This is a genomic window from Streptomyces ipomoeae 91-03 (assembly GCF_000317595.1).
GTDB lineage: Bacteria > Actinomycetota > Actinomycetes > Streptomycetales > Streptomycetaceae > Streptomyces > Streptomyces ipomoeae.
Map to the genome: position 1 here is coordinate 1 of NZ_AEJC01000428.1, position 25,025 is coordinate 25,025.

Below are 25,025 nucleotides of genomic sequence, written 5' to 3' on the forward strand. Positions count from 1 at the left end.
CCCTCGGGTTTCCCCTCCGTGTCAGAACCCCCGCGATCCCCCAGATCCCCCTCCGAGAAGTTCCGACGCCCCGTACGACCCACAGGTGGCGGGAAGGGTTGCACGGCCTCCGGAAAGTTTTTTGGGACCACCGGGACAGCCGGGACAGCCGGGAACGCCGGGATCGACCGCCGGCACCACAGGGCCGTCCGGGTTTTGTCCCGATCACGTCACTTCGCGGGGAACCGCGTTGCGGGTGCAACGCGTTGTCGGGGAGCATGACGAGAACGTAGGTGACCCAGACACACGGGGGTGGACACGACGTGAAGTTCGACATGGGGTCGACGACTCTGGCGGACCTCGGGAAGAGCACACTGGGGTCGAGTGACGACCTGGGGACGCTCATTCAGTTGCTGATCAGCGCGGCGGAGCCGCTGGAGGGCAAGTTCAACGGCGCGGGCAAACTCGCGTTCGACTCGTTCAAGAACCGCGCGGACGAGATCACCGCCGATCTGAACAGCTCGCTCGCCGCGATCCTGGGCGGTCAGTCGGGCATGGACAACGCGTTCGGCACCGGTGACGTGGAGTCCCAGGACAACGCCAACCAGAACATGGGCCTGGCCAACTTCGACGCGGCCCGCTTCGGCGCCCGATAAGCAGCGACAAGGGGGATTCACCATGGGTCAGAACCAGGACCGCCGTTCGTACGACACCGGTGCCTCGGGTGAGGTGCAGACCTCGCTCGGTGTGATCGTGGGCCAGTTGGAGCGGGTGCTCAGTGACCGCGACGCCGCGGTCAAGGCCGCGATGACCGACTTCCAGGCCGACGGGGTCTCCGACGACTACCACGGCAAGGAAGAGCGCTGGAAGAAGGCCGCGGGCGAGGTCCGCGAGATCATCCGGCTGGTGCGCACGACGCTGGAGCAGAACGACGGCACCGCCCAGTCCACGCTGGCCAAGGCCCGTGCGGCGGTGGACCAGATCGGCTGACGGCGAGTCGGCCGGCGAACAGGTGGGTGGGGTCCCGTAGCGGTGGCAGCGCAGGATTACGACAGCCAGTTGCTGGAGTCGGTGTCGGTGCGGCGTCGACGGCTGCGGGACGCCCTGCTGTTCGGCACCGGGCGGCAACGGCGTTCGGTGGACGAGCGGATCGGGAAGATGTTCGCCGGGATCGTGATCGCGGCGGTCTTGTGCGCGGGATGTGTGGGGTGGTCTTTCGTGTCGAACCGCATCATGGGGAAGAGCCCGTACGGGAGTTCGGTGCAGCCGTCCGTGACACCTTCCGCGACGCCTTCCGCGACGTCGTCCGGGACACCTTCCGTGACGCCTTCGGCCAGTCCGGCGCAGAGTTCGGCGGGGGGCTCCTCCGGGTCGCCCAACAGCTCATCTACCAGCACTTCTACCCGGTGATAGGTTCGATCGCGTGATGTCTACGGGGGCTCTGGGGCAGACGACGGACGGTGTGCGTACGGCGCTCAGCCGGGTCACGCTGGTGGGCGAGCGGCGGCGCGTCGACCTGGTGCTCCCGTCGCGGGAGCCGGTCGGGCTGCTGCTGCCCGAGGTCATGCGACTGCTCGACGACCGGGTCGGCGGACGGCCCGAGTTGCGGCATCTGGTCACGGCGGACGGTTCCGCGCTGGCCCATGACAGCACGCTGGAGTCGGCCGGGGTTCCGGACGGCGCCGTGCTGCGGCTGGTGCGCGCCGAGGACGCGCCGTCGGCGCCCGTCGTGCACGACGTGACGGACGAGACCGCCGAAGACCTCGACGCACGCGGCTGGCGCTGGCGTCCCGCCGCGCGCCGTGTCACGGCCGGGGCCGCCACGGTCGGCTGGGCGGTGGCCGCCGGGGTGTTCGCGCGGGGCGCCTACGAGACGGGGGTCGTCGCGGGTGTGCTGCTCGCCGTCGCCTTGGTGGCCGCTTCGGCGGGCGCGTTGCTGGGGCGGGCCGGGAAGCGGGGGCTGGCCACGGCGTCGATCGCGACGGCCGGTGCGCTGGGCCTCCTCGGTGCCTCGACGCTCGCCGACGCCCAGGGCTGGTCCGGTACGGCGCGGGTCGCGGCCATCGCGGCGGCCGGGGTCGTCGCCCTCGTACTGCTCGGACTGTTCACGCCGCTGGGACGCGGCGGGCTGGTCGGGGCCGGGGCGCTGGCGGCCACCGTGGTGTGCTGGTTGGGGGTCGCCGCGCTTGTGTCGGGGCCGTCGCCGGTGGACGAACAGGCCCGCGTCGGAGCGGTACTCGCCGTGGTCTCCGTGATCGTGCTCGGGCTGTTGCCCCGGCTCGCGCTGATGGCGTCGGGTCTCTCCGGGCTCGACGACCGGCGCTCCGGTGGGGCCTCGGTGAGCCGGTACCAGGTGGCCGCCGCGCTCACCGCCACGCACCGGGGGCTGGCGCTCGCGACGGTCACCATGGCCGTCTCGGCAGCGGTGGCCGGGGTGTTCGCGCTGCGCGCGCCCACCCAGTGGACCGTGGTGCTGGCCGTCGTCACCATGGTCGTCCTCGCGTTGCGCGCCCGGGCGTTCCCGCTGGTCGCCGAGGTCGTGGTGCTGCTCGGTGCGGCGGCGCTGCTCGCCGTGCGGCTCGTCTCGGTCTGGCAGGAGCACTCCGGCGACGCGGCCGGCCCGCTCGCCGCCCTCGTCCTGCTCGCCGTCCTGCCGCTGCTCGTCCTCGCCGTACAGCCCGCCGAGCATGTACGGGTACGGCTCCGGCGCCTCGGCGACACCCTTGAGTCCATCGGCGTCATCACCCTGTTCCCGCTCCTCATCGGGGTGTTCGGCGTGTACGGGCGACTGCTCGACACCTTCGCGTAGGAGTTGGGGGCCGACATGGCGCAGCAAGCAGGCGACTGGCAGCGGGATGTGCTGCGCGAGCTCGGCCGGGAGGGGGCTGGGGCGGAGAGCGCTCCCGGGACCACCGGGTCGGGGTCGGGGTCGGCGGAGGCGGGTTCGGATTCGTCCCGTTTGTCGGGTTCGGGTAGGGCGGACGGTGCGGCTGGGGCCGCCGGTGGGGCCGGGGCGGCCGAAGCTCCTGCCCGGCGGGCGGAGCCGACGCTGAGGTTGGTGCGGTCGGTGCCTACGGCCGAGCCTTCGGGGGCTGCGGCAGAGCGGGGCGAGTCGGACAGGACTGCGGGAGGCGAGCCGGTGCGGCCCGTACCGGGTCCGGTGCGGCCGGTGCCTGTAGAGCCTGCGCCGCTGCGCCCTGCGCCCGTGGCACAGCCACCGGCGCAGCCCGGCGCCGAGCGACCCGTACGGGCTACGCCCGCCGTGCCGACGCCGGAAGAGATCCCGCCCGCTGCACAGCCATCCATCGAGACCACGCCCACTGTGCAACCGCCCGTCGAAAACACGCCCGTCGCACAGCCGCCAGCGCAGCCCGGCGCCGAGCGACCCGTACGGGCTACGCCCGCCGTGCCGACGCCGGAAGAGATCCCGCCCGCTGCACAGCCACCCATCGAGACCACACCCATGGCACAGCCACCGGCGCAGCCCGTCACGGAGCGCCCCGTACAGCCTGCGTCCGTCGCGCCGCCGTCGGAAGAGACCCCGCCCGCTGTACAGCCACCCGTCGAGACCACACCCGGCGCCCGGCCCGTCGTGTCGGCGCCGGTTCAGAACGCGCCCGCCGCACAGCCGCCCGTACAGCACATGCCCGTCGCGCAGTCGGCCGCGTACCCTGCCCCCGGTGACCCCCGCGTAGGGCTCCCCCAGGCCGCCGCGCAGCCGCCGGGCGCTTCTGCCGAACCCGGCCGACCGGCTCACCCTGGTCAACCCGCTCGCTCCGGCGACCCCGGCCCCGCCCCCAGCGCCTCTCCCGCGCCCCGCGGCTCCCGTGTGCCTCAGGCGCCCGGCCATACCCCCGAGTCGGTGCCCACCATCGACCCCCGGCTCGCTCATGCGCTCGGTCGGCCGCAGCACGGGGACTCGGTTGCTCGGCGTGCGGGGCGGTCCATCCGGAAGTTGGGGGCGTCGGCCGCGCAGGACGTCGCTGAGGAGACGCGGATCGCTCGGGAGTTGCAGCAGCCGGTGACGACCGGGCGGGTGATCGCGGTGACGTCGATCCGGGGTGGGGTCGGGAAGTCGACCATCGCCGCGTTGCTGGGGCGGACCTTGAACCACTACCGGCACGACCCCGTGCTCACCCTGGAGGCGGACGCCGCGCTGGGTACGTTGCCGGTGCGGATGGGGGCCGACTCGGTGCGGTGGGCGGCGGCCGATCTCGCCCGGATCCTGAACCCGGCGATGCAACTCACCGATGTCACCGGGTACTTGGTGCCGGTGTCGGACGGGGGCTGGTTGCTGCCCGCGAGCCAGGGGCGGGTCGGGGCTCCGCTGGACATCCGTACGTACCGCACGGTGACCCTCGCGCTGCGGCGCTACTTCGCGGTGACCGTGATCGACTGCGAGACCCTGCCGGGTGAAGTGGCCCGTACCGCCATGGACACCGCCCACGCGCGCGTGGTCGTCGCGCCGATGACCGCCGAGGGCGTCAACGGCACCCGTCAGGTCCTGGACTGGCTCGGTCAGTTGCCGCACTCGGCGCTCACCTCGACCGTCGTCGCGCTGACCGCCAACTCGCCCGATGTCACGCTGGACCGCAAGACGGCGGTCGCGCACCTGAAGGAGTCCGGCGTCCACGTCGTCACGGTCCCCTACGACCGCCACCTCGCCCAGGGCGGCCCCATCCGCACCGCGCTCCTGGGCGAGGCCACCCGAGACGCGGCCGTCACGCTGGCGGCGGAGGCGATGAACCGGGCGGTGAGGATGCGATGAACGCCCCGCGGAACCGAGGTCGAGAAGGGGTCCGTCCGTGACCCAGCAGTTGATTCATCGCCCGGCACGCAGTACCCGGCCGCTCGGCCCGCCCCAGCCGCGCACCATCGAGCCGCCGCCCAACCTCCCGGAGGGCAAGGCGGGCAGCGCGGCCACCAGCTTGCTGCCGATGGCCGGGGTCATGGGGTCGGTCGTGATGATGACCGTGATCCGGAACAGCCAGTTCGCGGCGCTCGGCGCGATCGTGCTGGTCTGCGCGCTGTTCGGAGCGGTGGCCCTCTTCCTGTCGCAGCGCGGCAAGGCGCAGCGCACCCGGCGTACACAGCGGGAGCGGTATCTGGAGTATCTGGAGGAGCTGCGCGAGGAGTTCGGGCGGGAGGAGCGCGAGCGGCGGCAGCTGGCGCGGGTGCTCAATCCGCCGCCGGAGGCGCTGTACGACCTCGTACGCGACCCGGCGCGGCTCTGGGAGCGCCGGCGGCGGGACCCGGACTTCCTGCGGGTGCGGGTCGGCACGGGTGACGTGCCCATGGCGGAGCTGGCGATCGGGCAGAACCAGGGCGGGGTGCTGACACCGCCGGACCCGTTCATGCTGAACGAGGCCCGCGCCCTGCTGGCCCGTTACTCGGTGGCCAACGACTGCCCGATCACGGTGCCGTTGGACCGCGCGGGCAACGTGAGTGTGGTGGGTGACCGCGAGGGCGTACTCCGGGTCGCCAGGGCGCTGCTCGTCCAGGTCGCCGTCACACACGCCCCGGACGACGTCGCCGTGGCGCTCGGGGTGCCCGGCGAGCGGCTGGGCGACTGGGAGTGGGCCAAGTGGCTGCCGCATGTGCTGGACGGCCAGGAGCACGACGGCCCGGTGGCGGCCCGCCGGATCGCGCCGAGCCTGCCGCAGCTGGCCCGGCACTTCCGCCATGAGCTGGGGCGACGGGCCTCGTACGCGGCGGAGGTGCGCCGGGGGCTCGCCGACCGGAACGCCCTGAAGCTGGCCTCGCGCATGCTGGTCGTGAGCGACGAGTACGGGGAGACGGCCACCGAACTGCCCCGCCCCGACACGGCGGTCGGCCTCGACGACATGGGGGTCACCGTCCTGCATCTGCTGGCGGAGCAGGTGCACGAGCCCGACCAGGTGTCGGTGCGGATCACCGTGCGGGGCGACCAGGTCGTCGTGGAAGACCTCCGCGACCCGCAGGCGCAAGCGCAGCCCCCGGCACAACCGGCCGGCGGGGCCCTCGCCGTCCCGACCGCGCACGGCACCCCCGACGAGGTCACCGCCGCCGGTGCCGAAGGCATCGCCCGGCTGCTCGCACCGCTGCGCCTGTCCGCCGAGTCGGCCGCCGAGGGCACCCCGGTCACCGGGCCGGTCGACTTCCCGGGGCTGCTCGGCATCGACGACCCGGCCGCGCTGGACCTGGCCCGGCTGTGGGCGCCGCGCGGTGAGCGTGAGTTCCTGCGCGTACCCATTGGCTTGACGGACCGTCATGACCCGGTACTGCTGGACCTCAAGGAGTCCTCCGAGCTGGGCATGGGCCCGCACGGGCTGTGCGTCGGCGCCACCGGGTCCGGCAAGAGCGAGCTGCTGCGCACGCTCGTGCTGGCGCTGGCCGCCACCCACTCCCCCGAGGAACTCGCGCTCGTGCTCGTCGACTACAAGGGCGGCGCCACCTTCGCGCCCTTCACCCGACTCCCGCACGTGGCCGGTGTGATCACCAACCTGGAGAACCAGGCGGGACTCGTCGAGCGGGTGCACTCCAGCCTCGCGGGTGAGGTCAAGCGGCGGCAGCAGGTGCTCAAGGACGCGGGGAACTCGGCCGACATCGGGCACTACGCGGCGCTGCGCGCGACCCGGCGCCCGGACCTCGAACCGCTCCCGCATCTCTTCGTCGTCATCGACGAGTTCGGTGAACTCCTCACCGCCAAGCCGGACTTCATCGACCTGTTCCTGTCCATCGGACGCATCGGCCGCTCGATCGGCGTGCATCTGCTGCTGTCCAGCCAGCGCATCGAGGGCGGCAAGCTCAAGGGCCTGGACACCTACCTCTCGTACCGGCTCGGGCTGCGGACCTTCTCCGCCGACGAGTCACGGACCGTCCTCGACACGACCGACGCCTTCCATCTGCCGCCGCTGCCGGGCTTCGGCTATCTGAAGGTGGACACGTCGACGTACGAGCGGTTCAAGGCGGGGTACGTCTCCGGCGCCTACCGGGGGCCCGCGCTCGCCGCGCAGGAGGACGACACGCCGCTCGCGTGGCCGTACCCGACGTACAACACGCTCGGCGTCGGCGCGCCCACCAAGGACGCGCCGGAGGAGCCGAAGGCGACCAAGCGGGAGACCGGGCCGACCGTGATGTCGGTGATGGTCGACCAACTCGCCTCCGCCGCACGGCCGGTGCGCCGGATCTGGCTGCCGCCGCTGCCGGACGCGATCACACTGGACGCGGCGGCCGGTCCGGTGCGGGTGGACGAGCGGGGGCTGCGCCTCGCCCACCGGGAAGGCCCCTTGCGGGTGCCGCTGGGTGTGCTGGACGATCCGGCGAAGCAGTGGCAGGGCCGCTGGGTGCTGGATCTGACGGTCGCGGGCGGGCACGTGGCGGTGATCGGCGGCCCGCAGTCCGGCAAGACGACGCTGCTGCGGACGCTCGCGCTGTCGCTGGCGACCACCCACACACCCGCCGAAGTCGCCATCTACGGCCTTGACCTGGTCGGTGGCGGCCTCTCGGCGCTGTCCGGGCTGCCGCACGTCGGCGGGATCGCGGGCCGGGCCGACCGGGAGCGGGCCGCGCGTACGGTCGCCGAGGTGCGGACCATGCTCATCGAGCGTGAGGAGCTGTTCCGTGAGCACGGCATCGACTCCGTCGACCAGCTGCGGCAGCTGCGCGGGCAAGGCAAGCTGCGCGAGCTGGGCTCCACCGACATCGTCCTCCTCATCGACGGATTCGGCGCGCTGCGCGACGAGTTCGCCGAGCTCGACGACACGGTGGTGGACCTGCTCAAGCGGGGCGGCGGTTACGGCATCCACGTCGTCGGCGGCATGCTCCGCTGGAACGACGTCCGGATCGCCACGCAGTCGATGTTCGGGAAACGGATCGAGCTGCGGCTCAACGACCCGAGCGATTCGAGCGTGGACAGAAAGCTCTCCGAGACGCTGTCCGCCGACACACCGGGCCGTGTCCTGACCGACGGCAAGCTGTTCGCGCAGACGGCCCTCCCCCGCATCGACGGTCGCCCGTCGACCGGCGACCTCGGTCCCGCGCTGGACGACGCGGCCCGTACGATCCGCTCCACCTGGCACGGTGAACTGGCCGCCCCGGTGCGGGTGTTGCCGACCCGGATGCCCGCGGCCCAGCTGCCGTCCCTGGTCGCCGAGCCGCAGCGGGTGCCCATCGGCGTGGACCAGGACGCCCTCGCGCCCGTCCTCCTCGATCTCTTCGGCTCGGACCAGCATCTGCTGATCCTGGGCGACAACGAGTGCGGCAAGACGAACCTGCTGAAGCTGATAGCCGCGCGGCTCGTCGAGCGGTACTCGGACGAGGAGCTGGTCTTCGGTGTCTTCGACCCCCGGCGCGGGCTGCGGGGCGTGATCCCCGAGCCGTACCGGGGCGGTTACGCGCACAACGCCAAGCTCGCGGCGGCACTGGCGTCGGGCATCGCGACCGAGCTGGAGAAGCGGATGCCGGAGACGGCCGACCCGGACGCCGTCACCGACGAGCCGTCCTTCGAGGGCCCGCGGATCGTGATCCTGGTCGACGACTACGACATCCTGACGACGGCCGGTCAGCAGCCTCTCGCGCCCTTCCTGCCGTATGTCTCGTCGGCCCAGGACATCGGCCTGCACTTCGTCATCACACGACGGGTGGCGGGCTCCTCGCGGGCCATGTACGAGCCGCTGCTCCAGGCCCTCCGCGAGACCGGCACGGCGGCCCTGCTGATGACCGGTGAGCGCAGCGAGGGCCAGCTGTTCCCTGGTGTGTACGCCTCCGCGCAGCCGGCGGGGCGGGGGACGCTGGTCCGCCGGGGCCGGGCGCACCAGCTGATCCAGACGGCAGTGGCGCCCGAAGGAAACACTCAAGGCCTCTCTCAAGGCCCCTCTCAAGGACTCTCTCAAGGACTCTCTCCGTGACCAAGGACGTCATCGCCCTCACCCCGCAGATGCCCAACGTCTGGGCGCTCATGGCGAGCCTGTACGCAGGCGGCTCCGACCTGGACATGTCGGCGGCGGCCGATGGGGCGGTCGTACAACTGCACGGTCCCGGTGGGCGCCCGCTGGTGTCGGTCGAGTCGCCGCTGCTGGTGCAGGTCCCCGGCGAGGCGGAACGGCTGCTCGGGCAGGCCGTGGAGACGCCGTACTGGTGGACGGAGGCCCGCGCGTCCACGGCCGTCCCCGAGGCGGAGAAGCTGGCGGGAGTGGTGTGCGGCCGGCTCAACGCGCTGCTGGGCGGGGTGACGTGGCCGCCGGGAGCGGCGAGCACGAAGGTGGTGGACGTGTCCGCCGTACCGTCGGCGGGGGCGGGACAACCGGCGGTGGACGTCGTGACGGACAAGGTCGCCGTGGTGTTGATCGACCGCCCTGTCGTCGCCCTCACCACCTGGCTCGCCGAGATCATGCGTACGGCCGCGGCCTCCCGGCGGGCCCTCCAGATCGTCACCCCGCCCCACGTCCGCCTGACCGCGCCCACCCGTACGACCCTCGCCCGCATCCCGAACCGCTGGGTGGTCCAGGACCCCGACCGCGGCTACTACGACGGCCTCTCGGGGGCGGTGCTGCGCTGGCAGGACGGGGCGTTCCAGCCCGCGCTCACGGAGGTCGGCGAGGCGGACGGCGGGGAGGATGACAAGGCGGACGGCAAGACGGGTGCCAGGGCCACGGTGGCGACGGCGTTCGCACGCGCGCCGGAGACCCCTCTCGGCCGACAGCTGATCGTCGCCTTCCGTACGGTCCACCAGGCGGACGAGGGGCTGCTGCTGGGCCGGGCACTGGAAACGGCCTGGGAGACGCTGACGGGGTCGGTACCCGGCGGCTGGGGTACGGCCGAGCCGGTCAACCTCCCTTGGTCGCCACGCCAGTTGACCGACCTCGCCCGTGAACGCGTCCCCGAGCCCTCACACCTGATCGTGGTCGGCGGCCCCGAGCGCCCGGCCATCGCGACGGTCCGGGTGAGCCGTACGACGAAGGGGGTCGAGGAGGACGTGGTCCTGACGATCGGATACGGCGCCGACGAGGAGCTGCCTCTGGACCGTATCCAGCCGCTGGCGGAAGCCCTGGTAACGGGCCACTCCCTGAAGACGATGCTCGTCTCCGTCCGCCGCTCCCGCCCCGACCTGACGACCGCCCCCCGGCTGGAGGGCCCGCCGATCCCGTACGCCTTCACGCTCGGCCCGGAGGACGTACACGCGATCGGCGCCGACCACGCCCGCCGACCGCCGGTGGACGTACGCCCGGTGTCCCTCGGCGCGCCGGCCCGCCCGGCGCTGCACTTCCCGCTGGGTGAGGCGGAGGACGCCGAGGCATGGGGGCGGTTGCAGCAGCTCACGGCGCATCTGCGGTCGGCGACGACACGGAGGACGTGATCACGACCGCCGTTCCGGCCACGTCCCGGTCCTCGTACATGGCGATCTCCTGGCCCGGCCGTAGATTCCGCCACCGCGAGGGGTCGAGGGGCGCGAGCCGGACGGTGGCTCGCTCGCCGGGCCCGAGGAAGGGCGTGAACTCCACCCAGACGCGAGCGATGTCGAGGCTCGGTTCCCCGTCCGGGGTGCGGTTGCCGATGTCCCACATGGGCCGCAGGACCCCGGCGCCGGAGAAGGGCTTCTGCCGCCGGGTCTCCCCGGCCGGCCGGAGGGTGAGGTCGGCCCGGATGACCCCGTGGCGGGCCTCGTAGCAGCGCCAGTCGCACCAGGCCGCGCTGTTCGGGAGCCGCAACTGCTCGGCGGCGTCGGCGAGGGCTTCCCAGAAGTCGAGCGGAAGCGGGGCGCTGTCGCCGAGCTCTTCCAGCAGCGTGAGGGCGGTCTCCCATTCGTCGTGGACGAGGTACGACCAGACGTCCCGCACGGTGATGTCGTTCCCGGTGGCGATGTCCTCCGGGACCAACAGGGAGGCGGCTTCCAGCAGTTTGGGGACGTCCATGGGCCCATTCTCCCGCTCCGGCAAAGACGATCATTCCCAGCCATCACCGCTCCTCAGCCGGGGTGACTCGCGTCACGAACACAACGACCAATACGAGCAGTAAGAGCTCTGACGGTTGAAGGATTTACCGGCCTGACCTGGGTCTCTAACCTCCCGGCAACAGCTGCCGGCAGGCACGCGCCAGGAGGAGAACCATGGCAAGATCCAGCCACTTCGGTATCGCAGTAGCAGTGCGCCCCGCCCGGCGCCCCCTCGCGGCGGCGATCGCCGCGACGCTCGCGCTCGGCACTCTGGCCGCCTGTGGTGGTGGTGACGACGAGCCGAAGGTGGCGGAGAACAAGATCTCGGCGGGCCAGGTGCCGGACTACTACCCGGCGGACTACTCGGACATCGTCGAGGCGGCGAAGAAGGAGGGCGGCAAGCTCACCGTCTACTCCAACCTCGGCGACGAGAACATGGCGCCCATCGTCCGGGACTTCAAGAAGAAGTACGACTTCATCAAGACCGTCTCCGTCAACGAGCTGGACAGCGACGAGCTGTTCCAGAAGACCCTTTCCGAGAACGCGGCCGGCTCCTCCCCCGCGGACGTGCTGATCTCCAGCGCGGCGACGGCGTGGGCGGACTTCTCCGGTCGCAAGGACACGGTCCTGGAGTACAAGTCGCCGGAGCTGTCCGAGCTGGGAGAGAGCGCGGAGCTGCTGCCGAGCGTGTACTCCATGTCGCAGGACCCGATGACCATCGCGTACAACACGTCGCTGATGGAGAAGCCGCCGACCAGTCTGACGGACTTCGCGAAGATCGTGACCTCGGACGAGGACAAGTACAAGAACAAGGTGACCGTCCGCGACCCGGAGGGTTCGTTCGGCTTCACGGTCACGCGTGCGCTCACCGAGGGCAACCCGGAGGCGTGGGACGACCTGAAGAAGATCCTTCCGCTGACCCGCCCGGAGACCTCCTCCGGCACCCAGTTGGAGAAGATCGTCGCCGGTGAGTACACGGCCGGCTTCCTCATCAGCGCCTCGCCCGCGTACCCGGTGGTCGAGGACAGCGCCGGGCTGGTGAAGATCGTCTTCCCGAAGGACGGCACCGTGGTCCTGCCGCGCGGCATCGGCATCTCCGCCGAGGCCCCGCACCCGGCGACGTCCAAGCTCTTCCTGGACTTCGCCCTGTCGGAGGAGGGCCAGCGCGCGGTCGCCGAGGGCGGTCTGGCCTCGTACCGCGAAGGGGTGAAGGGCGAAGGCCTGCACACCTACCAGGAGGTCGTCGACGCGGTCGGCGAGGAGAACATCATCCACGTCAAGTACGAGCCGGTCGCGAAGAACGACGCCGACGCCTGGCTCCAGCGCTTCGACGGACTCCGCAAGTAACGGCGGGACGCGGCAACAGGGACGATCGGAGCCAGAACAGATGTCGACTTCCTTGACCGGACCACCCCGCAGACCGGCGGACCAGCAGCCGGGGAGCGCCACGGGGACGGACGCGGAGACCTTCCGGCCGCCGCGCTACCGCCGGCCCCTCGGTATCGGACGGGACACGGTCGTCCAGTACGCGGTACTGGCGTTCCTCGCCGTGCTGGTGCTGGCCCCGATCGTCCCGACCCTCTTCCAGAGCATCCGCAACCGCCCGCTCTACGAGGCGGGCGGCGCCTTCACCCTCAGTGGCTACACCGACCTCTTCACCGAGGCCGGCTTCGGTGAAGTCGCCCTCAACACCCTGCTGTTCGCGTCGCTGACCACCGTCCTCAGTCTGGCGATCGCCATCCCGATGGCCATCGTGGTGGTGCGGACGAAGCTGCCGGGCAGCCGGCTGGTCGCGCTGGCGATGCAGTGGCCGTTCTTCATCTCGTCGCTGATCCTGGGCTTCGGCTGGATCATCATGTACGGCCCGGCCGGGTTCGTCAGCGTCAAGGTGCAGCAGCTCTTCGGCGGCGTGCCGTGGAACCTGTACTCGATCCCCGGCATGGCGCTCACGGAGGCCGTGGCGCTCGCGCCGATCGCGTACGTCTTCTGCGCCAACGCGCTCAGGCAGTCGGACGCGTCTTTGGAGTCGGCCGCCCAGGTCTGCGGCGCGGGTCCCTTCCGGATCCTCGCCCAGGTGATCGTGCCGCTGCTGCGTCCGCCGATCGTCTACAGCGCGATCCTCGTCTTCTCCGTCTCCATCGAGACGCTGAGTGTGCCGCTGCTGTACGGCCAGCCGGTCAACATCGACGTGTTCTCGACCTTCCTCTACCACAACGGACTTCAGTCCGTGGACCCCGACTACACCATGCTGGGCGCCGCCTCCACGGTCATTCTCGTGGTCACGCTGAGCCTGGTCGCCGTACAGGCGAAGCTCCTCAAGGACGCGGCCCGGTTCGTGTCCGTACGCGGCAAGGTGACCCGCCCCCGCAAGCTGGACCTGGGCTGGCTGAAGTGGGTGAGCATCGCGTGCATCTGGTTCTACGTGATCGTCGGCGCCCTGGTGCCGATCGCCGGCCTGGTGATGCGGTCCTTCACGCTCGTCTTCACCCCGCTGCAGTCGCCGTTCAAGACGGTGACGACGAAGAACTACGAGATCGTCTTCGACTCCGACAACTACGTGCAGTCGCTGTGGAACAGCCTGATCGTGGCCGGTGTCGGCTCGGTGACGGTCAGCGCCCTCGCCGTCTTCGCGGTGATGGTGGCCCGCCGCTCCACCTTCCGCTGGGGCCGGGCGGTGGAGTACCTGGCCCTGATCCCCCAGTCCCTCCCCGGCATCATCATCGGCATCGGCTTCTTCTGGGCCTTCGCGCTCGCCCCCTTCGGAATGGGCTCCGTGCTCCAGGGCACGGTCTACGCCGTCATCATCGCCTTCGGCATGCGGGCCCTGCCCAGCGCGTTCGGCTCGGTGGCCCCGGCGATCATGCAGATCGGCGGTGAGCTGGACAACGCGGCCCGGGTCTCCGGCGCCGACTGGCTGATGACCTTCTTCCGGGTCCTGCGGGCCCTGATCACACCGGCGTTCGCCGGAGCGCTGGTCCTCACCTTCGTGATCATGCTCAAGGAGTACTCCCCGGCCGTCTTCCTCAGCTCGGCCGACAACAACATCCTCGGCACCACCATGCTCAGTCTCTGGACGCAGGGCAGGGCCGGGTCCGTCGCCGCGCTGGCCACCCTCCAGATCGGCATCACCGCGGTCTTCGTCGCACTCGCTGGACTGCTCATGAAGGGAAAGCACCATGCCTGAGGTCATCGTCAAGAACCTCGCCAAGACCTTCGGCGACAACTCCGTCCTGCGCGACGTCACCTTCACCATCAAGGACGGCGAGTTCTTCACGCTGCTGGGCGCGAGCGGCTGCGGCAAGTCGACGACGCTGAACTGCATCGCGGGCCTGGAGCAGCCGACGGAGGGCTCGATCTCGGTGGGCGGCAAGCCGTTCGTGGACGCCGGGGCGGGGGTGTTCCTCCCGCCCGAGGAACGCAACCTGGGCATGGTCTTCCAGTCGTACGCCCTCTGGCCGCACATGACCATCGCGAAGAACCTGGCCCTGCCGCTCAACATCCGCAAGGTGCCGAAGGACAAGCAGAAGACGCTGATCCACGACGCCCTGGACAAGGTGGGCCTCGCCGCCCTGAGCGGCCGCTATCCGCACCAGTTGTCGGGCGGCCAGCAGCAACGCGTGGCGCTGGCACGGGCGTTGGTGTACTCGCCGACCGTGCTCCTGCTCGACGAGCCCCTCTCCAACCTCGACGCCAAGCTGCGCGAGCAGGCGCGGGCCTGGCTCAAGCGGCTCCAGGAGGAGCTGGGCATCACGACGGTGTACGTCACCCACGACCAGGAGGAAGCCCTGGCGCTGAGCGACCGTATCGCCGTGATGGAGGGCGGCAACATGATCCAGATCGGCACGCCGCACGAGATCTACGAACGCCCGGCGGCTCCGGCCGTGGCCGCCTTCGTCGGCCGCTGCAACTTCCTCACCGGCAAGGTCGTCGGCCAGGACGGCAACCGGCACAGCGTCCGCCTCGACGCGAGCGGGGACGTGGTGCGGGTCGACAGCGAACGGCCGGTCGTGGTCGACGACTCGGTCACGGTGGCGGTCCGTCCCGAGCGGTTGGAGGTGGCGGCGGTAGGGTCGGCGACCGGCGTGAACAAGCTCAGCACCCAGGTCATCACCAGCTCCTACGTCGGCTCCCGGTACGAGTACGACGTCCGCCTCGGCGACCAGGTGGTGCAGGTGCTGAGCGGCAACGGGGGCCTGGCGGGCGAGGTGGCCCTGGTCTTCGACCCGTCGCAGGCGCTGCTCTACGCCGACAAGGTCGAACTGCCGGAGGAGCAGCGGGACTTGCTGACGGTCGCGAAGTAACAGTCTCCGGCCTCCCAGCGACAGCAGCCTCCCAACGACAACAGCTTCCGAGCGACAACTGTCTGTTGCCCCCTCCCCGGTCCCCGGGAGGGCCGCCTCCCCCGGCCCTCCCGGGGACACTCATGAACGGGTTCCGGGTCTGAGGGGCTGCTCGCTAGCTGCGTCTCTTCAGAGGTCTGCGATCCGGAAGCCGCCTGATCAGCGACAGCCAGCCGGGCAGGTCGATCTCGACCAGTACGGTCTTGCCGGGCGGATCGCGGTCCTGAACCTCCCAGCGGTCGGCGAGCGCGTCGACGAGGGTCAGACCGCGCCCCGAGTCGTCGAGAAGACCGGGCGTGGGTACGGCGCCGGGGCCGGGCGGCACTCGTTCGGCGCGGGTGTCGGTGACCTCGATACGGAGTGAGCCGGTGGGGAGGGAGAGCCGTAGCTCGAAGTCCCGGCCCGGGACGCGGCCGTGCGTCACCGCGTTCGCCGACAGCTCCGCCACCACCACGGCCGCCTTCTCGGACGCCTCCGAGCCGTACGGGATGCCCCAGGCGTGCAGCTGGTTCAGGGTCAGGTGTCTGGCGAGACGGGCGCCGAGCGGGGTCGAGCTGAAGCGTTGCGTGAACGCCGGTGGCGTGAGGGAGTGTTGAGCGGCGGGTGGTGCGGTCATGCCGCCAATCTGGCCACCGCCGGAGCGGTTTGGCCACCGTTACACCGCGTACGCTCGCGCAGCGTACGCGGTTACTCGCTGGACAGTACTCGTGACGTGCCGTGACCATGGGCGTTGAACGGTGTGGTTCGGCGGGCGGGTGCGCGGGAGGTGGCCGATGGGGGCCGACAGTGACACGGCGGGGATGGGCGGGGGCAACGAACCGGAGTCCTCCGACAGTCTGCGGACGTTCGGGGCGATGGTCCAGGCGCTGCGCGAGCACGCGGGGTTGAGCCGGGAGGAATTGGCCGACCTCATCGGCTACTCCAAGCACATGGTGGCGTCGGTGGAGCAGGGCCGCCGGATGCCGGACATGGCGTTGGTGGAGGGGGTGGATCGGGCGCTGGGGGGCACGGGGGCGTTGATCGCGGCGGGACAGCATCTGGGGCGGCAGCCTGGGTTGGCGGCTTGGTTCAGGAAGTGGGCGCGGCTGGAGGCGGGGGCGATCACGCTCTACACGTACGAGTGCCGCATGATTCCAGGGCTGTTGCAGACCGAGGAGTACTTGCGGGCCATGTCCGCCGATCAATTGCCGCCCATGGACGACGAACAGATCGAGCAACGGTGGGCTGCCCGCGCCAAGCGACAGGGGCTGCTCAGGGACCGCGCGAACACCGCCTTCAGCTTCATCCTCGAAGAGCACTTGTTCCTGCGGCGCACGGGAGGGGCGGCAGTCACACGAGGGCTCATCGACCACGTACTGCAGATCTCCGGACTCCGGAACGTCGACATCCAGGTCATGCCACTGGTGCAGGAGTCACACTCCGGGTTGCACGGGCCGATCCGCTTGTGTGAAACCGCCGAGAGCAGGTGGTTCGCCTACAACGAGGGTCAGGAAAGCGGTCAGCTGATCTCCGACGTGAAAGTGGTCAGCGCCCTTAAGCAGCGGTATGTCAGGATGCGTTCGCAGGCTCTTTCTATCCGGGACTCCTTGAGCCTGTTGCAGCGGATGCGAGGGGATCTATGAGCGCCACCACCGAACTGGCCTGGTTCAAAAGCAGCTACAGCAGCGCATCCGGCGACGACTGCGTCGAGGTCGCCCTCTCCTGGCACAAGTCCAGCTACAGCAGTGGCGACGACTGCGTCGAAGTAGCCCCCTGCCCCCACACCATCCACATCCGTGACTCCAAGAACACCACCGGCCCCACCCTCACCCTCTCCCCCACCGCCTGGACCGGCTTCCTCCCGTACGCCGCCCGGGGCTGACCCTCAGCCAAGGATCGGGAAGAACTCGTTCAGGAGCAGCGCCAGACCGGTGAACGAGGCCAGTACGACGGGCCAGTAGACCAAACCCGTCGCGTAGAGCGTCTTCCTGGCGATCGACAGGAAGCCCAGGACGACCAACCCCCCGATGCCGCAGAGGAACCGCATCGCGACGTACCAGAACCCGTCCAGCGAGCGGGCGTACGCCAGGCCCATGAGGTCGAGGACGTAGAGGACGAACGCCAGGACAAGGCCGCCACGGCGAACCTGCGCCGGTGGACGCTGGACGGCGACGTACCGATCCTGCGCGTCAACGCCGCGGGCATCCTCGCCAAGGTGCCCGGACAGGGGCAGGCCGACCAGGTCGCCCGCGTCCTGGCCCACGACGAGGAGGTCCGCCGCCTCTACCTGACGGCCGTGACCTCCCGGGTCTGCGCCGTGGACTGGACGACCGCCGGCCGGATCGCCTCCCAGCCCGCCGCGTACGCCCACCGGGCGGACTTCCTCGCCACCCGCTTCGCGGGGGAAGCCCTCAACCCCCGGGATGCTGGCGCCCGCTGGTGCTCCTCGGTCATGCTGCGGGAGCTGAGCCCCATGATCGGACGGAGTCCCGCATGATCGTCTTTGAAGTCCCCTCCGGCGAGCTCGTCGACGAGCTGAACCGCCAGGCCGCCGAGGCCGGCATCACCGACGGCGCGATCGTCTCCCTGATCGGGGCCGCGGACTCCTTCACCGTCTCGACCATGCCCGAAGGCGACGCGCTCAAGGACACCATCACCAAGTACGACCTGCCCGGCGAGATGACCGGCACCGGCGAGATCCGCAACGGCTTCGTCCACCTCCACGTCGTCATGGGCGTCGAAGGCGACCGCGCCATCGCCGGACACCTCCACGAAGCGCACATCGGCACCCACTTCGCCCGCGCCTACGTCATCCCCGTCACCTGACCCACCCCGCGTCAGGTCCCCGTGCCCGGCCCCGGCGCCGCCCTCCCCCCGTGGGGCGCCGTCGGGGCCGACCCGTACGCGGCCGTGTGCCGGAGCCATCGGTGAGGATGGAAGCGACGGATGATCACCGAACTTCAGGGAGGGGAACCCGTGGCAGACATCTGGGTGCTGGGCACCAGCATGCACAAGGACAAGAGCGGCTCGACTCGCGGAACTTGTACGCGGCCCGGGTCTCCGACCGGTGCCGCGTGATCGCCCGCCCCGCCCAGTCGTACGACGCCCACTCCTCGGCCGGCACCTTCACCTGCTGGGCCACGTACGACACCACCGGCTCCGGGATCTCCCCGGCGCTCTCCGGGAAACGGGCCTCCACCTCGAAGAACTTCAGTAGCAGAGCGAACCCCAGCCGGTTCGCGCCGGACTTGTTCCGCAGCCGCTTCATGTCGTCTTCGAGCAGCGTCCAGACCTCGATCAGGTCCTCCGGCTCCCACTCCTGCCGCACCCCGGCCTCCTTCCCGTCGTCATGACATGACCACGGTGACCGCGCGGCCGGGGGGAAGGGGACGGGAAGATCGAAAACGCAGACAAGTGCACCCCTGATTTGCTACAGAGAGCTACTTGTCGGGTGGCGGCAGCTATACGAGAGCAGGGCCTTCTTGCCCGTTCAGAAGTTCGCGGAGCGCAGCTTCGGCTTTGTCGACGGCTTCGGTGAGGGCATGCATGTGGGCTTGCGGGAGGTTGCCTGCGCCGAGCCCTGATGTGGTGAGTAGAACGTCGAGATTCTCTCTCTGCTCGTCGGTCAGGTGGGGGCGCGTCGCGTGGTGGTCCAGGACTTCGCGGGCAGCGTAGGCGTCGCGGCCGGCCACGACGGCGAGGACGTCGCGTAGGCGTGCGGCGTGGGGGCTGGTGTGGTCAGGGACCAGTTCAAGCGCGGTCAGTCCCACTCGGGCCTGGAATGCCGTGATCTCGGGATCGGGCGACGTGATCAGCGCGAACGCCCCCTGTAGGGCAAGGTCCAGCTCCGCCTCTGGCATGGGGTCGGCCGCGGGCCGACAGTGGATACGCAGGAAGGCCGCGACGGTGTTCTCCCACGGTTCCTTGGGGGCGGTCGCCTCGATGGTGTCGCGGGCCTGCTGGTCGAGGCCGCGTTCCATCAGCGACATGATCTGGATTTGGCGTCCGTCGAGGAGGCGGTTGCCGACTCCGCGGTGCGCGGTCATGGCTTCCGCGGCTTCCGTCCAGCGGCCGATCCGTGCCAGGGCCCTGGCACCGTCCACGAGCACGGTGACCCACAGCTCCTGGCAAATCTTCCGGTGGTCTGCATCGGTATCGATCAACATCGACAGATCGACGGTGTGGCCGCGGACTTCGGCCGTGCCGCGCTTCTGTGCGGCTCGGTACAACTGCGTGAGTACGTCGTAGGCGGCTTCGCCGTCGCCCTCGCGGGTCAGCAGCCGGGAGATGTTGATCAGAGGCATGAGCGATATCACGGCGATGTCCCCCGAGAGGTTCCCGGCTTCGGCGAACACTCGGTGCTGCCTCCAGGACAGGTCAGCCGCGAGGCCGGGCATCCCGACGTCGGAGGCGATCAGCGCGGCGTAGTTGAGGACCCCGCAGGCGCGGGCCACCAGATCGCGGTGGCTCGCACCAGCGGGCTCGACAGCCAGCCGGTCAAGAAGAGTGATGCGTTCGTCCAACGGGAGCGCCGGCTTCTTGGCTCGGCGGACCAGCGGGATGCGGCTGGCTATCGAGGGGATCATCGGCTCAGCCCTTGCGCGGCCAGTCAACGACGAGACGGCTGTACATCTTGTCGATGACGAAGCGCGGTTCGGCAGCGGTCAGTTGAGCGCGAGCATCGCCGACGGCCATGCGGAATACCGGCTCCGGCGCGTCGTTGCCCCAGCCGTCGTTCCACTCGCCGATCTCAGTCGCGACCTCGTCGGCGAGTTCGTCGGCGTGCGAGCCATGCCCGATGACGCCGATCTGCCAGAACTTGCCCTGCTGGTCCTCGCCTTCACGCACGGTCAGGTAGGCCAGGGTGTCACCGTCGAGCGCGGCCATGGAGCCCCAGCCGAAGTGCGGGTTGAAGCCGGGGCGTTCACCGGGCATGCGGGACAGGCCGTTGGGCAGCACCGACGCCAGGTACAGGTACAGCCACTCCCAGGGGGAGCCCTTGCGGAACTTCACGTCGGTGTAGACCGTGGCCTGCGGCTGGTCCAGGACGGTGCGCATCGCCTCGCGGTCCACCTCCTGCTCGCTGAAGGTCTCCAGGCGGACGTTGCCCTCCCCCTCATGACGAACGAGGGTGTAGATGTCGTCGCAGACGCCCTTGCGCAGGGGCACGAAGGTGGCCATCTCGCAGGAGACTGTCTTCCAGGTGGCACCGTCCCGCTCGAAGGCGAAGGACCGCGAGATGCTGCCGCGGATACGCATCGGGAGGATCAGGCGTCCGCCCGGGGCGAGCTGGTCAAGAATCTTCGTCGGAACGTCGCCGGCACCGACGGTGAACTGAATGCGGTCGAAAGGAGCGTGCTCGGGGAGGCCAGTCGCGCCGTCGCCCAGCAGCGCGGTCACGTTCGTGGCCCCGGCCTGCGCGAGGTTCTTCTGGGCGCCGTCGATGAGGTCCTGGTCGACGTCCACGGTCCACACGTGGCCTCCGGGGGCCACGAGTGCTCCGAGCAGGGCCGCGTTGTAACCAGTCGCCGCCCCGGCTTCCAGGATCTTGTGTCCGGGCTTGGCGCCCATCTGTTCCAGTTGGGTGGCGACGATATTGGGTGCGGAGATGCAGGAGATCATCTCGCCGGTCTCGTCGTGCTTGATGGGCACGGCGTCGTTGAGGTACGCGGTCTGAAGGTTGACGCCAGGGAGGAACTGATGGCGCTCGGTGGCCCGGAAGGCGGCGATGACCTCGGGAGTGTGCAGGTGACCGCTTTCGGTGAGGCGGTTCACGAGCGCTTCGCGCAGTTCGGCGGGGTCGGTGACGGAATTCAGGATGGTCTCCATTGGTGTCAGGTTAGGGTCCTGGGAAGTGGACTTGTGGGTAGGCACGTCGGCTGCGCCCCTTTCGGGGAAGGCAACTTGACAACCAAGCCACGCGGTAGCGGCCTGCTCGACGGCAGACACTCCAGCGCGGTTGAAAGCGAAGATCGCGTGATGGGCGAGCACCGCCCGCAGGCCCCGCGTCAGCCGTCCGTCGGAGGCCAGCCGCCTCAGCCGGCGCCCGGCGTCCTCGAACGCGGCGACACGGTCGACCCAGTCGGGCTCGGCGTCCGTCCGCCGGGCCGCATCCGCGTTCATCAGACGCCGCATGGCCGTGACTGCCCGGTCGAGCGCAGCGCCGGTAGGCGGGGTAACGGGTGGCCGCAGCGCGCCGATCTTCGCCCAGACGTCGCCGGCCTCGAAGGGGTCCAGGCCAGCCGACCGGATCATGGTGGAGAGCAGCAGGACACTGCGCTCCCTGGCACCCGGGCGGCCGGTCTCGACCAGAGCGGCACGGCTGTCCGCGCAGAACACGTCGTGTGCGACGTTCATCCCCTCGGGGCCGCCGAACGCTTCGGGCTCCGGCTCATAGATGCCGACGCACCAGCCGCTGGCCAGCCCATCGGCGACGAGGCGATCCAACAGGCCGGCCGCGCGGTGCTCGGTGCGCAGCCGCAGTCCCCCCTCCTTGCGCAGGAAGTGGAACCGCTGTTCGCCCAGTCCGGACGACAGTGCCTGAGCGGCCTCTGGGCTCACCCCGGCACCGCCAGGGAACGACACGCGGGCGTGCCACCAGTCCGTCTCGGTGGTGATCGGAAGGGCTTCGTCATCGACGTCCACAGTCGTGGGCACTCCTATCGGTGGGGCGTGATTCAGACAGCGGGCGGTCAGGTGATCAGCAGGGCACTGGTCCAGGCCGTGGTGTTCGTGCCGTCCAGTGCCAGTTGCGCACCAGCCCGGCCTTCCAGGAATCCGGGCTTGGGAAGCCGGTCCAGGTCAGCGGCCAGGCGCTTGGTCAGGTCTTCGATCACCGGTGTGAACCGGTGGGGCGTGGGGCTGTCGTCGGCGACGGCGCGGGCCACGGTCAGCAGACCGGCCCAGCCGTGGCACAGCGAGGCGTCGGTGATCCGGCCGAGGCTGCTCGGGTCGGTGAGTGTGTGTACGACGGTGTCCTCTGCCGCGAGCCGGCGGGCCGGGTCGCTCAGGGCGAGCGCGGCGAGCTGCTGGGTGCGGGCGATGCCGAGCCGGCCGTAGCACCAGGACGGACGCGCGGGTTCTGACGCGGGTGGCTCGGGGGCTGTCAGTTGGTCGCGGGTGGTCCAGTAGCAGCAGCCGTACGTGTCCAGCCAGCGCGCGAACACCTCGATGGCGTCGTGCTGGCCCGGCACCTGGGCGCTGCGGAGCGCGGCGAGGGATACCGCTGCCAGTACACCGGCGATGCCATGTGCGACGCCGTTGTTGCCATGTCCGCCGTCCATCTCCTCGTCGCCGGGGCCAACCGCTGACCACCAGCCCGGTAGCTCCCGGCCGTCTACGCGGACGGGCCGTGACAGGGAGACCAGATAGGCCAGAACCTCCTCCAGCAGCGGTGAGACCGGGCCGCGGGCCAGCAGCAGCGCGCCCAGGCCGGCTAAACCCCGGATGAGGTCGAATTCCGCGAGATGCGGCAGCGTCCCCGCGGCCTGTCGTCGGCGTGCTGCGGCCAGTCGAGCGGCCACGACGCGGTCGACAGCGTCGCAGACGGCACGCTCGGAGCGTCCGGCCCGGCTCAGCACGAACTCCAGCGCCGGGGCGCCGTGGTACAACGACGCGTTGCCGCCGCCGCTGACGCCGCCCGCTACCGCCTGGACCAGAGCATCTCGCGCTGCGGCTAGGTCACCGCGCTCGATGGGTAGCAGCGCTGTCCCGAGTACGCCTTCGGAGAGATCCTGTGTCCTGGGCACGGTTGCCGACGCGGTCATGAGCGCGCCTTCAGCGGGATGACGGCGTTGTGGGCACGGCCGCCGATCCATCCGTCGGCGTCCTCGGGCGGTGCGTCGAACAGGGTTACGACCCCGGTCCGGCTGGCGTCGAGGTGGGCACGCAACAGGTCCAGAGGCATGTCCTGGCGCAGATCGAGCGGCAGATGCTGGTCGTCATCGGACACAAGCACGAGGTTCGGCACGCGGAACCGGCTTCTCCAGGCGTGCAGTTGCTCGGCCCATTCGTCCAGTGACGCGGCGCGGCCGGGGAGATCCCGGGCGCGCAGCCTCCACCGTGCAGCCGTCAGGATCGACCGCCGGTAGTGCAGCGTCGGCGTGAACGGCAACGTCCAGGCGGCACCCCAGTCGAAAAATGTGACCTGTGGCGCTGTGGCCCGGCTGATCTCAGCCAGGAACCGGGCCAGGGGAGGGGTGTGGTTGTTCCATACGAAGTTGATCGCGGTCGGGGCGAGCAGTTCGAGGCGCCTGTGGGTGGCGGCCTCGGTGAGGTACAGGCGGCCGTCGCGGAATCCCACGGCCAGATCTGACGGGAACAGCACTCCCGTACCGCGGTGCCGGAACTCCCCGACGCTGACGACCCGGGGCAGTACCTGCGGGGCCCGAGTGAGCAGATCAGCACGGACACGGCTGGCGTGGAAGGACAACTGGGCCAGCTCTGCGCCGGGCTCGACCGCGGGCAGATCGGCATACGTCGCGCCGGCCTCCGGGAACAGGTGCCAGAACCGGCCGGCAAACGAGCCGGCCGCGCGGGAAACGGTGGACACTCGAAGACGGAAGTCCCCGCGTTCCAGGGCCCGCATCGAGCCGGACTGGACCTGCGCGCACAGTTCGAGATGGGGCGGGGTGACTACGGGCTTACCCGCGGCGGCCTCCAGCTCCTCGATCATTGAGCCGGACAGCGCTACTTCCCGGCGGCCCTCGACAGCCGCGGTACCGGCCAGCTCCAGCAGCAGCCGGTCTCGCCGGGTCATCGGGCGGGGAGGCTCGGACACCTGGCCGAACCCCTCGGGATATCCCAAGCCCTGCTCAGGATCAGTCACCAGCCCCAACGCCACCTCGACGCCCTCGCCGTAGCGGTCGGCGAACTGCTCGATGTAGCGGCGCCATGCCGGTGTCCCCGTCGGATGCATGGAGAGCCGGGTCAGAACCGTCGCAGCAGTCTCCGCCTCCGTCAGGACCGCCTCCGGTAACCGCATCGTGGCGTCCAGTCACAGATCCGGCGCCGTCGAGTGGTTCTGGGCGTCCTCACGCAGAGCGGGCGGCAGGGGGACGGTTGGATCGACGAACGTGGCGGGCGCACGCAGCGAGGACCGCAGCAGCCGCACCCGCAGGAGTTGCGCAAGCATGCCGACCCGCTGGTGCTCGGCCGTGTTCGGGAACTCGGCGGCGAGCTTGTCCGCTAGCGCCGAGTACCGGATCGGCGAGCGGGCCGCGTCAAGCACCAACGCGACCGCGGGCACCAGGGCGAGTGAGAATTCCGAAGCGCCCTCGGACGGAACGTAGACGCGCCCGCCCTCCTGCCTGTGCAGATTGTTGACGCAGACCTCCATCTCGGACATCCGTGCGCCGTCGGCCTCCCAGTCGCTGATCGCCGCGTCCAGTGCCACCGGGTCCGGTCGGCCAACAACCTGGTGTCGGACCCCGACTCGCACCTCGGCTGTCTCGCCGAACTCGAAAAGCGCGACACCGGCGAACAGCCCGAACGGTGCGGCGCGGCGTGTGTACCTGATCGCGTACCGGGCGGTGGCCAGTACCGCCCGTCGCGCCCGGCGGACCTTCGGCGACCGCCCGTCCAGGATTGACTGGACCTGGCGAGAAAGGTCCGGGCTGGCGCTGGAGACGGCTTGCCGGAAGGTGTCGTCGGCCCACACCTGGGCCAGCCATGAACGCCAGTGTCCGAGCAGCGCGGTGGGGCCCGGCCAGGGCGGCATGTCCGGCCCGGTGCGGTTCACCGCGGCGCGCAGCATCCCTTTGCCGGCACCCTGGTACAGGCTGTGTCGGGAGCGCGTCATAACCCCTCCGTTCTTG

General features: G+C 70.3%; 23 protein-coding genes. 14 read left to right on the plus strand and 9 right to left on the minus strand.

Annotated elements, in window-relative coordinates; genetic code table 11:
• Positions 1-302: 302 nt before the first annotated feature.
• From STRIP9103_RS28385 to STRIP9103_RS28415, 7 genes are all read left to right on the plus strand, one after another.
• Positions 303-635: a hypothetical protein gene (locus tag STRIP9103_RS28385; protein ID WP_048821142.1), complete on the plus strand. Its 333-nt coding sequence runs from the start codon at positions 303-305 to the stop codon at positions 633-635.
• Between the two features lie 22 nt (positions 636-657).
• Entirely contained in the window at positions 658-969 is a 312-nt protein-coding gene (locus STRIP9103_RS28390) for a pore-forming ESAT-6 family protein (RefSeq protein WP_009326252.1), read from the plus strand.
• Positions 970-1,011: 42 nt separating this feature from the next.
• Positions 1,012-1,389 (plus strand): hypothetical protein, encoded by a 378-nt coding sequence (locus STRIP9103_RS52010; protein ID WP_078614074.1) that lies wholly within the window; start codon positions 1,012-1,014, stop codon positions 1,387-1,389.
• Positions 1,390-1,405: 16 nt separating this feature from the next.
• Positions 1,406-2,788, plus strand: coding sequence for a type VII secretion integral membrane protein EccD (gene eccD / locus STRIP9103_RS28400; protein WP_048821143.1), 1,383 nt, complete (start codon positions 1,406-1,408; stop codon positions 2,786-2,788).
• A gap of 1,053 nt (positions 2,789-3,841) precedes the next feature.
• Positions 3,842-4,747 carry a type VII secretion protein gene (locus STRIP9103_RS49225; RefSeq protein WP_234022324.1) on the plus strand — a complete coding sequence of 302 codons (906 nt, stop codon included), beginning with the start codon at positions 3,842-3,844 and terminating at the stop codon, positions 4,745-4,747.
• A 37-nt stretch (positions 4,748-4,784) separates the two neighbouring features.
• Positions 4,785-8,867, plus strand: a complete 4,083-nt coding sequence (gene eccCa, locus STRIP9103_RS28410; protein WP_009326248.1) for a type VII secretion protein EccCa — start codon at positions 4,785-4,787, stop codon at positions 8,865-8,867.
• Positions 8,864-10,315, plus strand: coding sequence for a DUF6177 family protein (locus STRIP9103_RS28415; RefSeq protein WP_009326266.1), 1,452 nt, complete (start codon positions 8,864-8,866; stop codon positions 10,313-10,315). The genes eccCa and STRIP9103_RS28415 overlap by 4 nt, the downstream gene beginning before the upstream one ends.
• Here the strand turns inward: STRIP9103_RS28415 and STRIP9103_RS28420 are convergent.
• Positions 10,275-10,871, minus strand: coding sequence for a hypothetical protein (locus STRIP9103_RS28420; protein ID WP_009326270.1), 597 nt, complete (start codon positions 10,869-10,871; stop codon positions 10,275-10,277). The two genes, STRIP9103_RS28415 and STRIP9103_RS28420, sit on opposite strands and share 41 nt — an antisense overlap.
• A 194-nt stretch (positions 10,872-11,065) precedes the next feature.
• Here STRIP9103_RS28420 and STRIP9103_RS28425 point away from each other — a divergent pair, with 194 nt between their 5' ends.
• From STRIP9103_RS28425 to STRIP9103_RS28435, 3 genes are read left to right on the plus strand one after another with little or no spacing between them, the layout of a single operon-like run.
• A complete protein-coding gene (locus STRIP9103_RS28425) occupies positions 11,066-12,238 on the plus strand; it encodes an ABC transporter substrate-binding protein (RefSeq protein ID WP_009326250.1) in 1,173 nt (390 codons plus the stop codon).
• A gap of 40 nt (positions 12,239-12,278) precedes the next feature.
• The gene (locus tag STRIP9103_RS28430) at positions 12,279-14,075 is read left to right on the plus strand and encodes an ABC transporter permease (RefSeq protein ID WP_048821146.1); all 1,797 of its coding nucleotides are present in this window, start codon (positions 12,279-12,281) and stop codon (positions 14,073-14,075) included.
• Positions 14,068-15,192: an ABC transporter ATP-binding protein gene (locus STRIP9103_RS28435; protein ID WP_009326257.1), complete on the plus strand. Its 1,125-nt coding sequence runs from the start codon at positions 14,068-14,070 to the stop codon at positions 15,190-15,192. Before STRIP9103_RS28430 ends, STRIP9103_RS28435 begins: the two co-directional genes overlap by 8 nt.
• Before the next feature lie 154 nt (positions 15,193-15,346).
• Here the strand turns inward: STRIP9103_RS28435 and STRIP9103_RS28440 are convergent, their stop codons facing one another.
• Positions 15,347-15,847, minus strand: coding sequence for an ATP-binding protein (locus STRIP9103_RS28440; protein WP_009326261.1), 501 nt, complete (start codon positions 15,845-15,847; stop codon positions 15,347-15,349).
• 157 nt (positions 15,848-16,004) lie between these two features.
• On the opposite strand from STRIP9103_RS28440, the gene STRIP9103_RS28445 reads away from it, so the two are divergent.
• Both STRIP9103_RS28445 and STRIP9103_RS28450 read left to right on the plus strand, forming a co-directional pair.
• On the plus strand, positions 16,005-16,853 hold the full coding sequence (locus STRIP9103_RS28445; protein ID WP_009326262.1) for a helix-turn-helix domain-containing protein: 849 nt from the start codon (positions 16,005-16,007) through the stop codon (positions 16,851-16,853).
• Entirely contained in the window at positions 16,850-17,092 is a 243-nt protein-coding gene (locus STRIP9103_RS28450) for a DUF397 domain-containing protein (protein ID WP_009326271.1), read from the plus strand. Before STRIP9103_RS28445 ends, STRIP9103_RS28450 begins: the two co-directional genes overlap by 4 nt.
• Before the next feature lie 3 nt (positions 17,093-17,095).
• Here the strand turns inward: STRIP9103_RS28450 and STRIP9103_RS50155 are convergent, their stop codons facing one another.
• Positions 17,096-17,305, minus strand: a complete 210-nt coding sequence (locus STRIP9103_RS50155; RefSeq protein WP_078614075.1) for a hypothetical protein — start codon at positions 17,303-17,305, stop codon at positions 17,096-17,098.
• Positions 17,306-17,425: 120 nt separating this feature from the next.
• On the opposite strand from STRIP9103_RS50155, the gene STRIP9103_RS28460 reads away from it, so the two are divergent.
• On the plus strand, positions 17,426-17,707 hold the full coding sequence (locus STRIP9103_RS28460) for a hypothetical protein (RefSeq protein ID WP_009326263.1): 282 nt from the start codon (positions 17,426-17,428) through the stop codon (positions 17,705-17,707).
• A complete protein-coding gene (locus tag STRIP9103_RS50160; RefSeq protein ID WP_009326256.1) occupies positions 17,704-18,036 on the plus strand; it encodes a PCC domain-containing protein in 333 nt (110 codons plus the stop codon). Before STRIP9103_RS28460 ends, STRIP9103_RS50160 begins: the two co-directional genes overlap by 4 nt.
• 124 nt (positions 18,037-18,160) lie before the next feature.
• Here the strand turns inward: STRIP9103_RS50160 and STRIP9103_RS45590 are convergent, their stop codons facing one another.
• The 6 genes from STRIP9103_RS45590 to STRIP9103_RS50830 all read right to left on the minus strand — a co-directional run.
• Complete coding sequence (locus tag STRIP9103_RS45590) at positions 18,161-18,538, minus strand: DUF4158 domain-containing protein (protein WP_009326247.1); 378 nt, start codon at positions 18,536-18,538, stop codon at positions 18,161-18,163.
• A 133-nt stretch (positions 18,539-18,671) separates the two neighbouring features.
• On the minus strand, positions 18,672-19,733 hold the full coding sequence (locus STRIP9103_RS28475; RefSeq protein ID WP_234022326.1) for a hypothetical protein: 1,062 nt from the start codon (positions 19,731-19,733) through the stop codon (positions 18,672-18,674).
• Positions 19,734-19,800: 67 nt separating this feature from the next.
• A complete protein-coding gene (fxlM, locus tag STRIP9103_RS28480) occupies positions 19,801-21,855 on the minus strand; it encodes a methyltransferase, FxLD system (RefSeq protein ID WP_009326268.1) in 2,055 nt (684 codons plus the stop codon).
• 47 nt (positions 21,856-21,902) lie between these two features.
• Positions 21,903-22,976 carry a lanthionine synthetase C family protein gene (locus STRIP9103_RS28485; protein ID WP_009326267.1) on the minus strand — a complete coding sequence of 358 codons (1,074 nt, stop codon included), beginning with the start codon at positions 22,974-22,976 and terminating at the stop codon, positions 21,903-21,905.
• Positions 22,973-24,193, minus strand: coding sequence for a lantibiotic dehydratase family protein (locus STRIP9103_RS50825; RefSeq protein WP_009326260.1), 1,221 nt, complete (start codon positions 24,191-24,193; stop codon positions 22,973-22,975). Before STRIP9103_RS50825 ends, STRIP9103_RS28485 begins: the two co-directional genes overlap by 4 nt.
• 12 nt (positions 24,194-24,205) lie before the next feature.
• The coding region (locus STRIP9103_RS50830) for a lantibiotic dehydratase (RefSeq protein WP_234022327.1) at positions 24,206-25,025 on the minus strand (820 nt) is incomplete at its 5' end.

Coding starts and splice junctions, on each gene's coding strand:
- STRIP9103_RS28390 (WP_009326252.1), top strand. CDS start 658: ATGGGTCAGAACCAGGACCGCCGTTCGTACGACACCGGTGCCTCGGGT.
- eccD (WP_048821143.1), top strand. CDS start 1,406: ATGTCTACGGGGGCTCTGGGGCAGACGACGGACGGTGTGCGTACGGCG.
- STRIP9103_RS28420 (WP_009326270.1), bottom strand. CDS start 10,871: ATGGACGTCCCCAAACTGCTGGAAGCCGCCTCCCTGTTGGTCCCGGAG.
- STRIP9103_RS28425 (WP_009326250.1), top strand. CDS start 11,066: ATGGCAAGATCCAGCCACTTCGGTATCGCAGTAGCAGTGCGCCCCGCC.
- STRIP9103_RS28430 (WP_048821146.1), top strand. CDS start 12,279: ATGTCGACTTCCTTGACCGGACCACCCCGCAGACCGGCGGACCAGCAG.
- STRIP9103_RS28435 (WP_009326257.1), top strand. CDS start 14,068: ATGCCTGAGGTCATCGTCAAGAACCTCGCCAAGACCTTCGGCGACAAC.
- STRIP9103_RS28440 (WP_009326261.1), bottom strand. CDS start 15,847: ATGACCGCACCACCCGCCGCTCAACACTCCCTCACGCCACCGGCGTTC.
- STRIP9103_RS28445 (WP_009326262.1), top strand. CDS start 16,005: ATGGGGGCCGACAGTGACACGGCGGGGATGGGCGGGGGCAACGAACCG.
- STRIP9103_RS28450 (WP_009326271.1), top strand. CDS start 16,850: ATGAGCGCCACCACCGAACTGGCCTGGTTCAAAAGCAGCTACAGCAGC.
- STRIP9103_RS50155 (WP_078614075.1), bottom strand. CDS start 17,305: ATGGGCCTGGCGTACGCCCGCTCGCTGGACGGGTTCTGGTACGTCGCG.
- STRIP9103_RS50160 (WP_009326256.1), top strand. CDS start 17,704: ATGATCGTCTTTGAAGTCCCCTCCGGCGAGCTCGTCGACGAGCTGAAC.
- STRIP9103_RS28485 (WP_009326267.1), bottom strand. CDS start 22,976: ATGACCGCGTCGGCAACCGTGCCCAGGACACAGGATCTCTCCGAAGGC.
- STRIP9103_RS50825 (WP_009326260.1), bottom strand. CDS start 24,193: ATGCGGTTACCGGAGGCGGTCCTGACGGAGGCGGAGACTGCTGCGACG.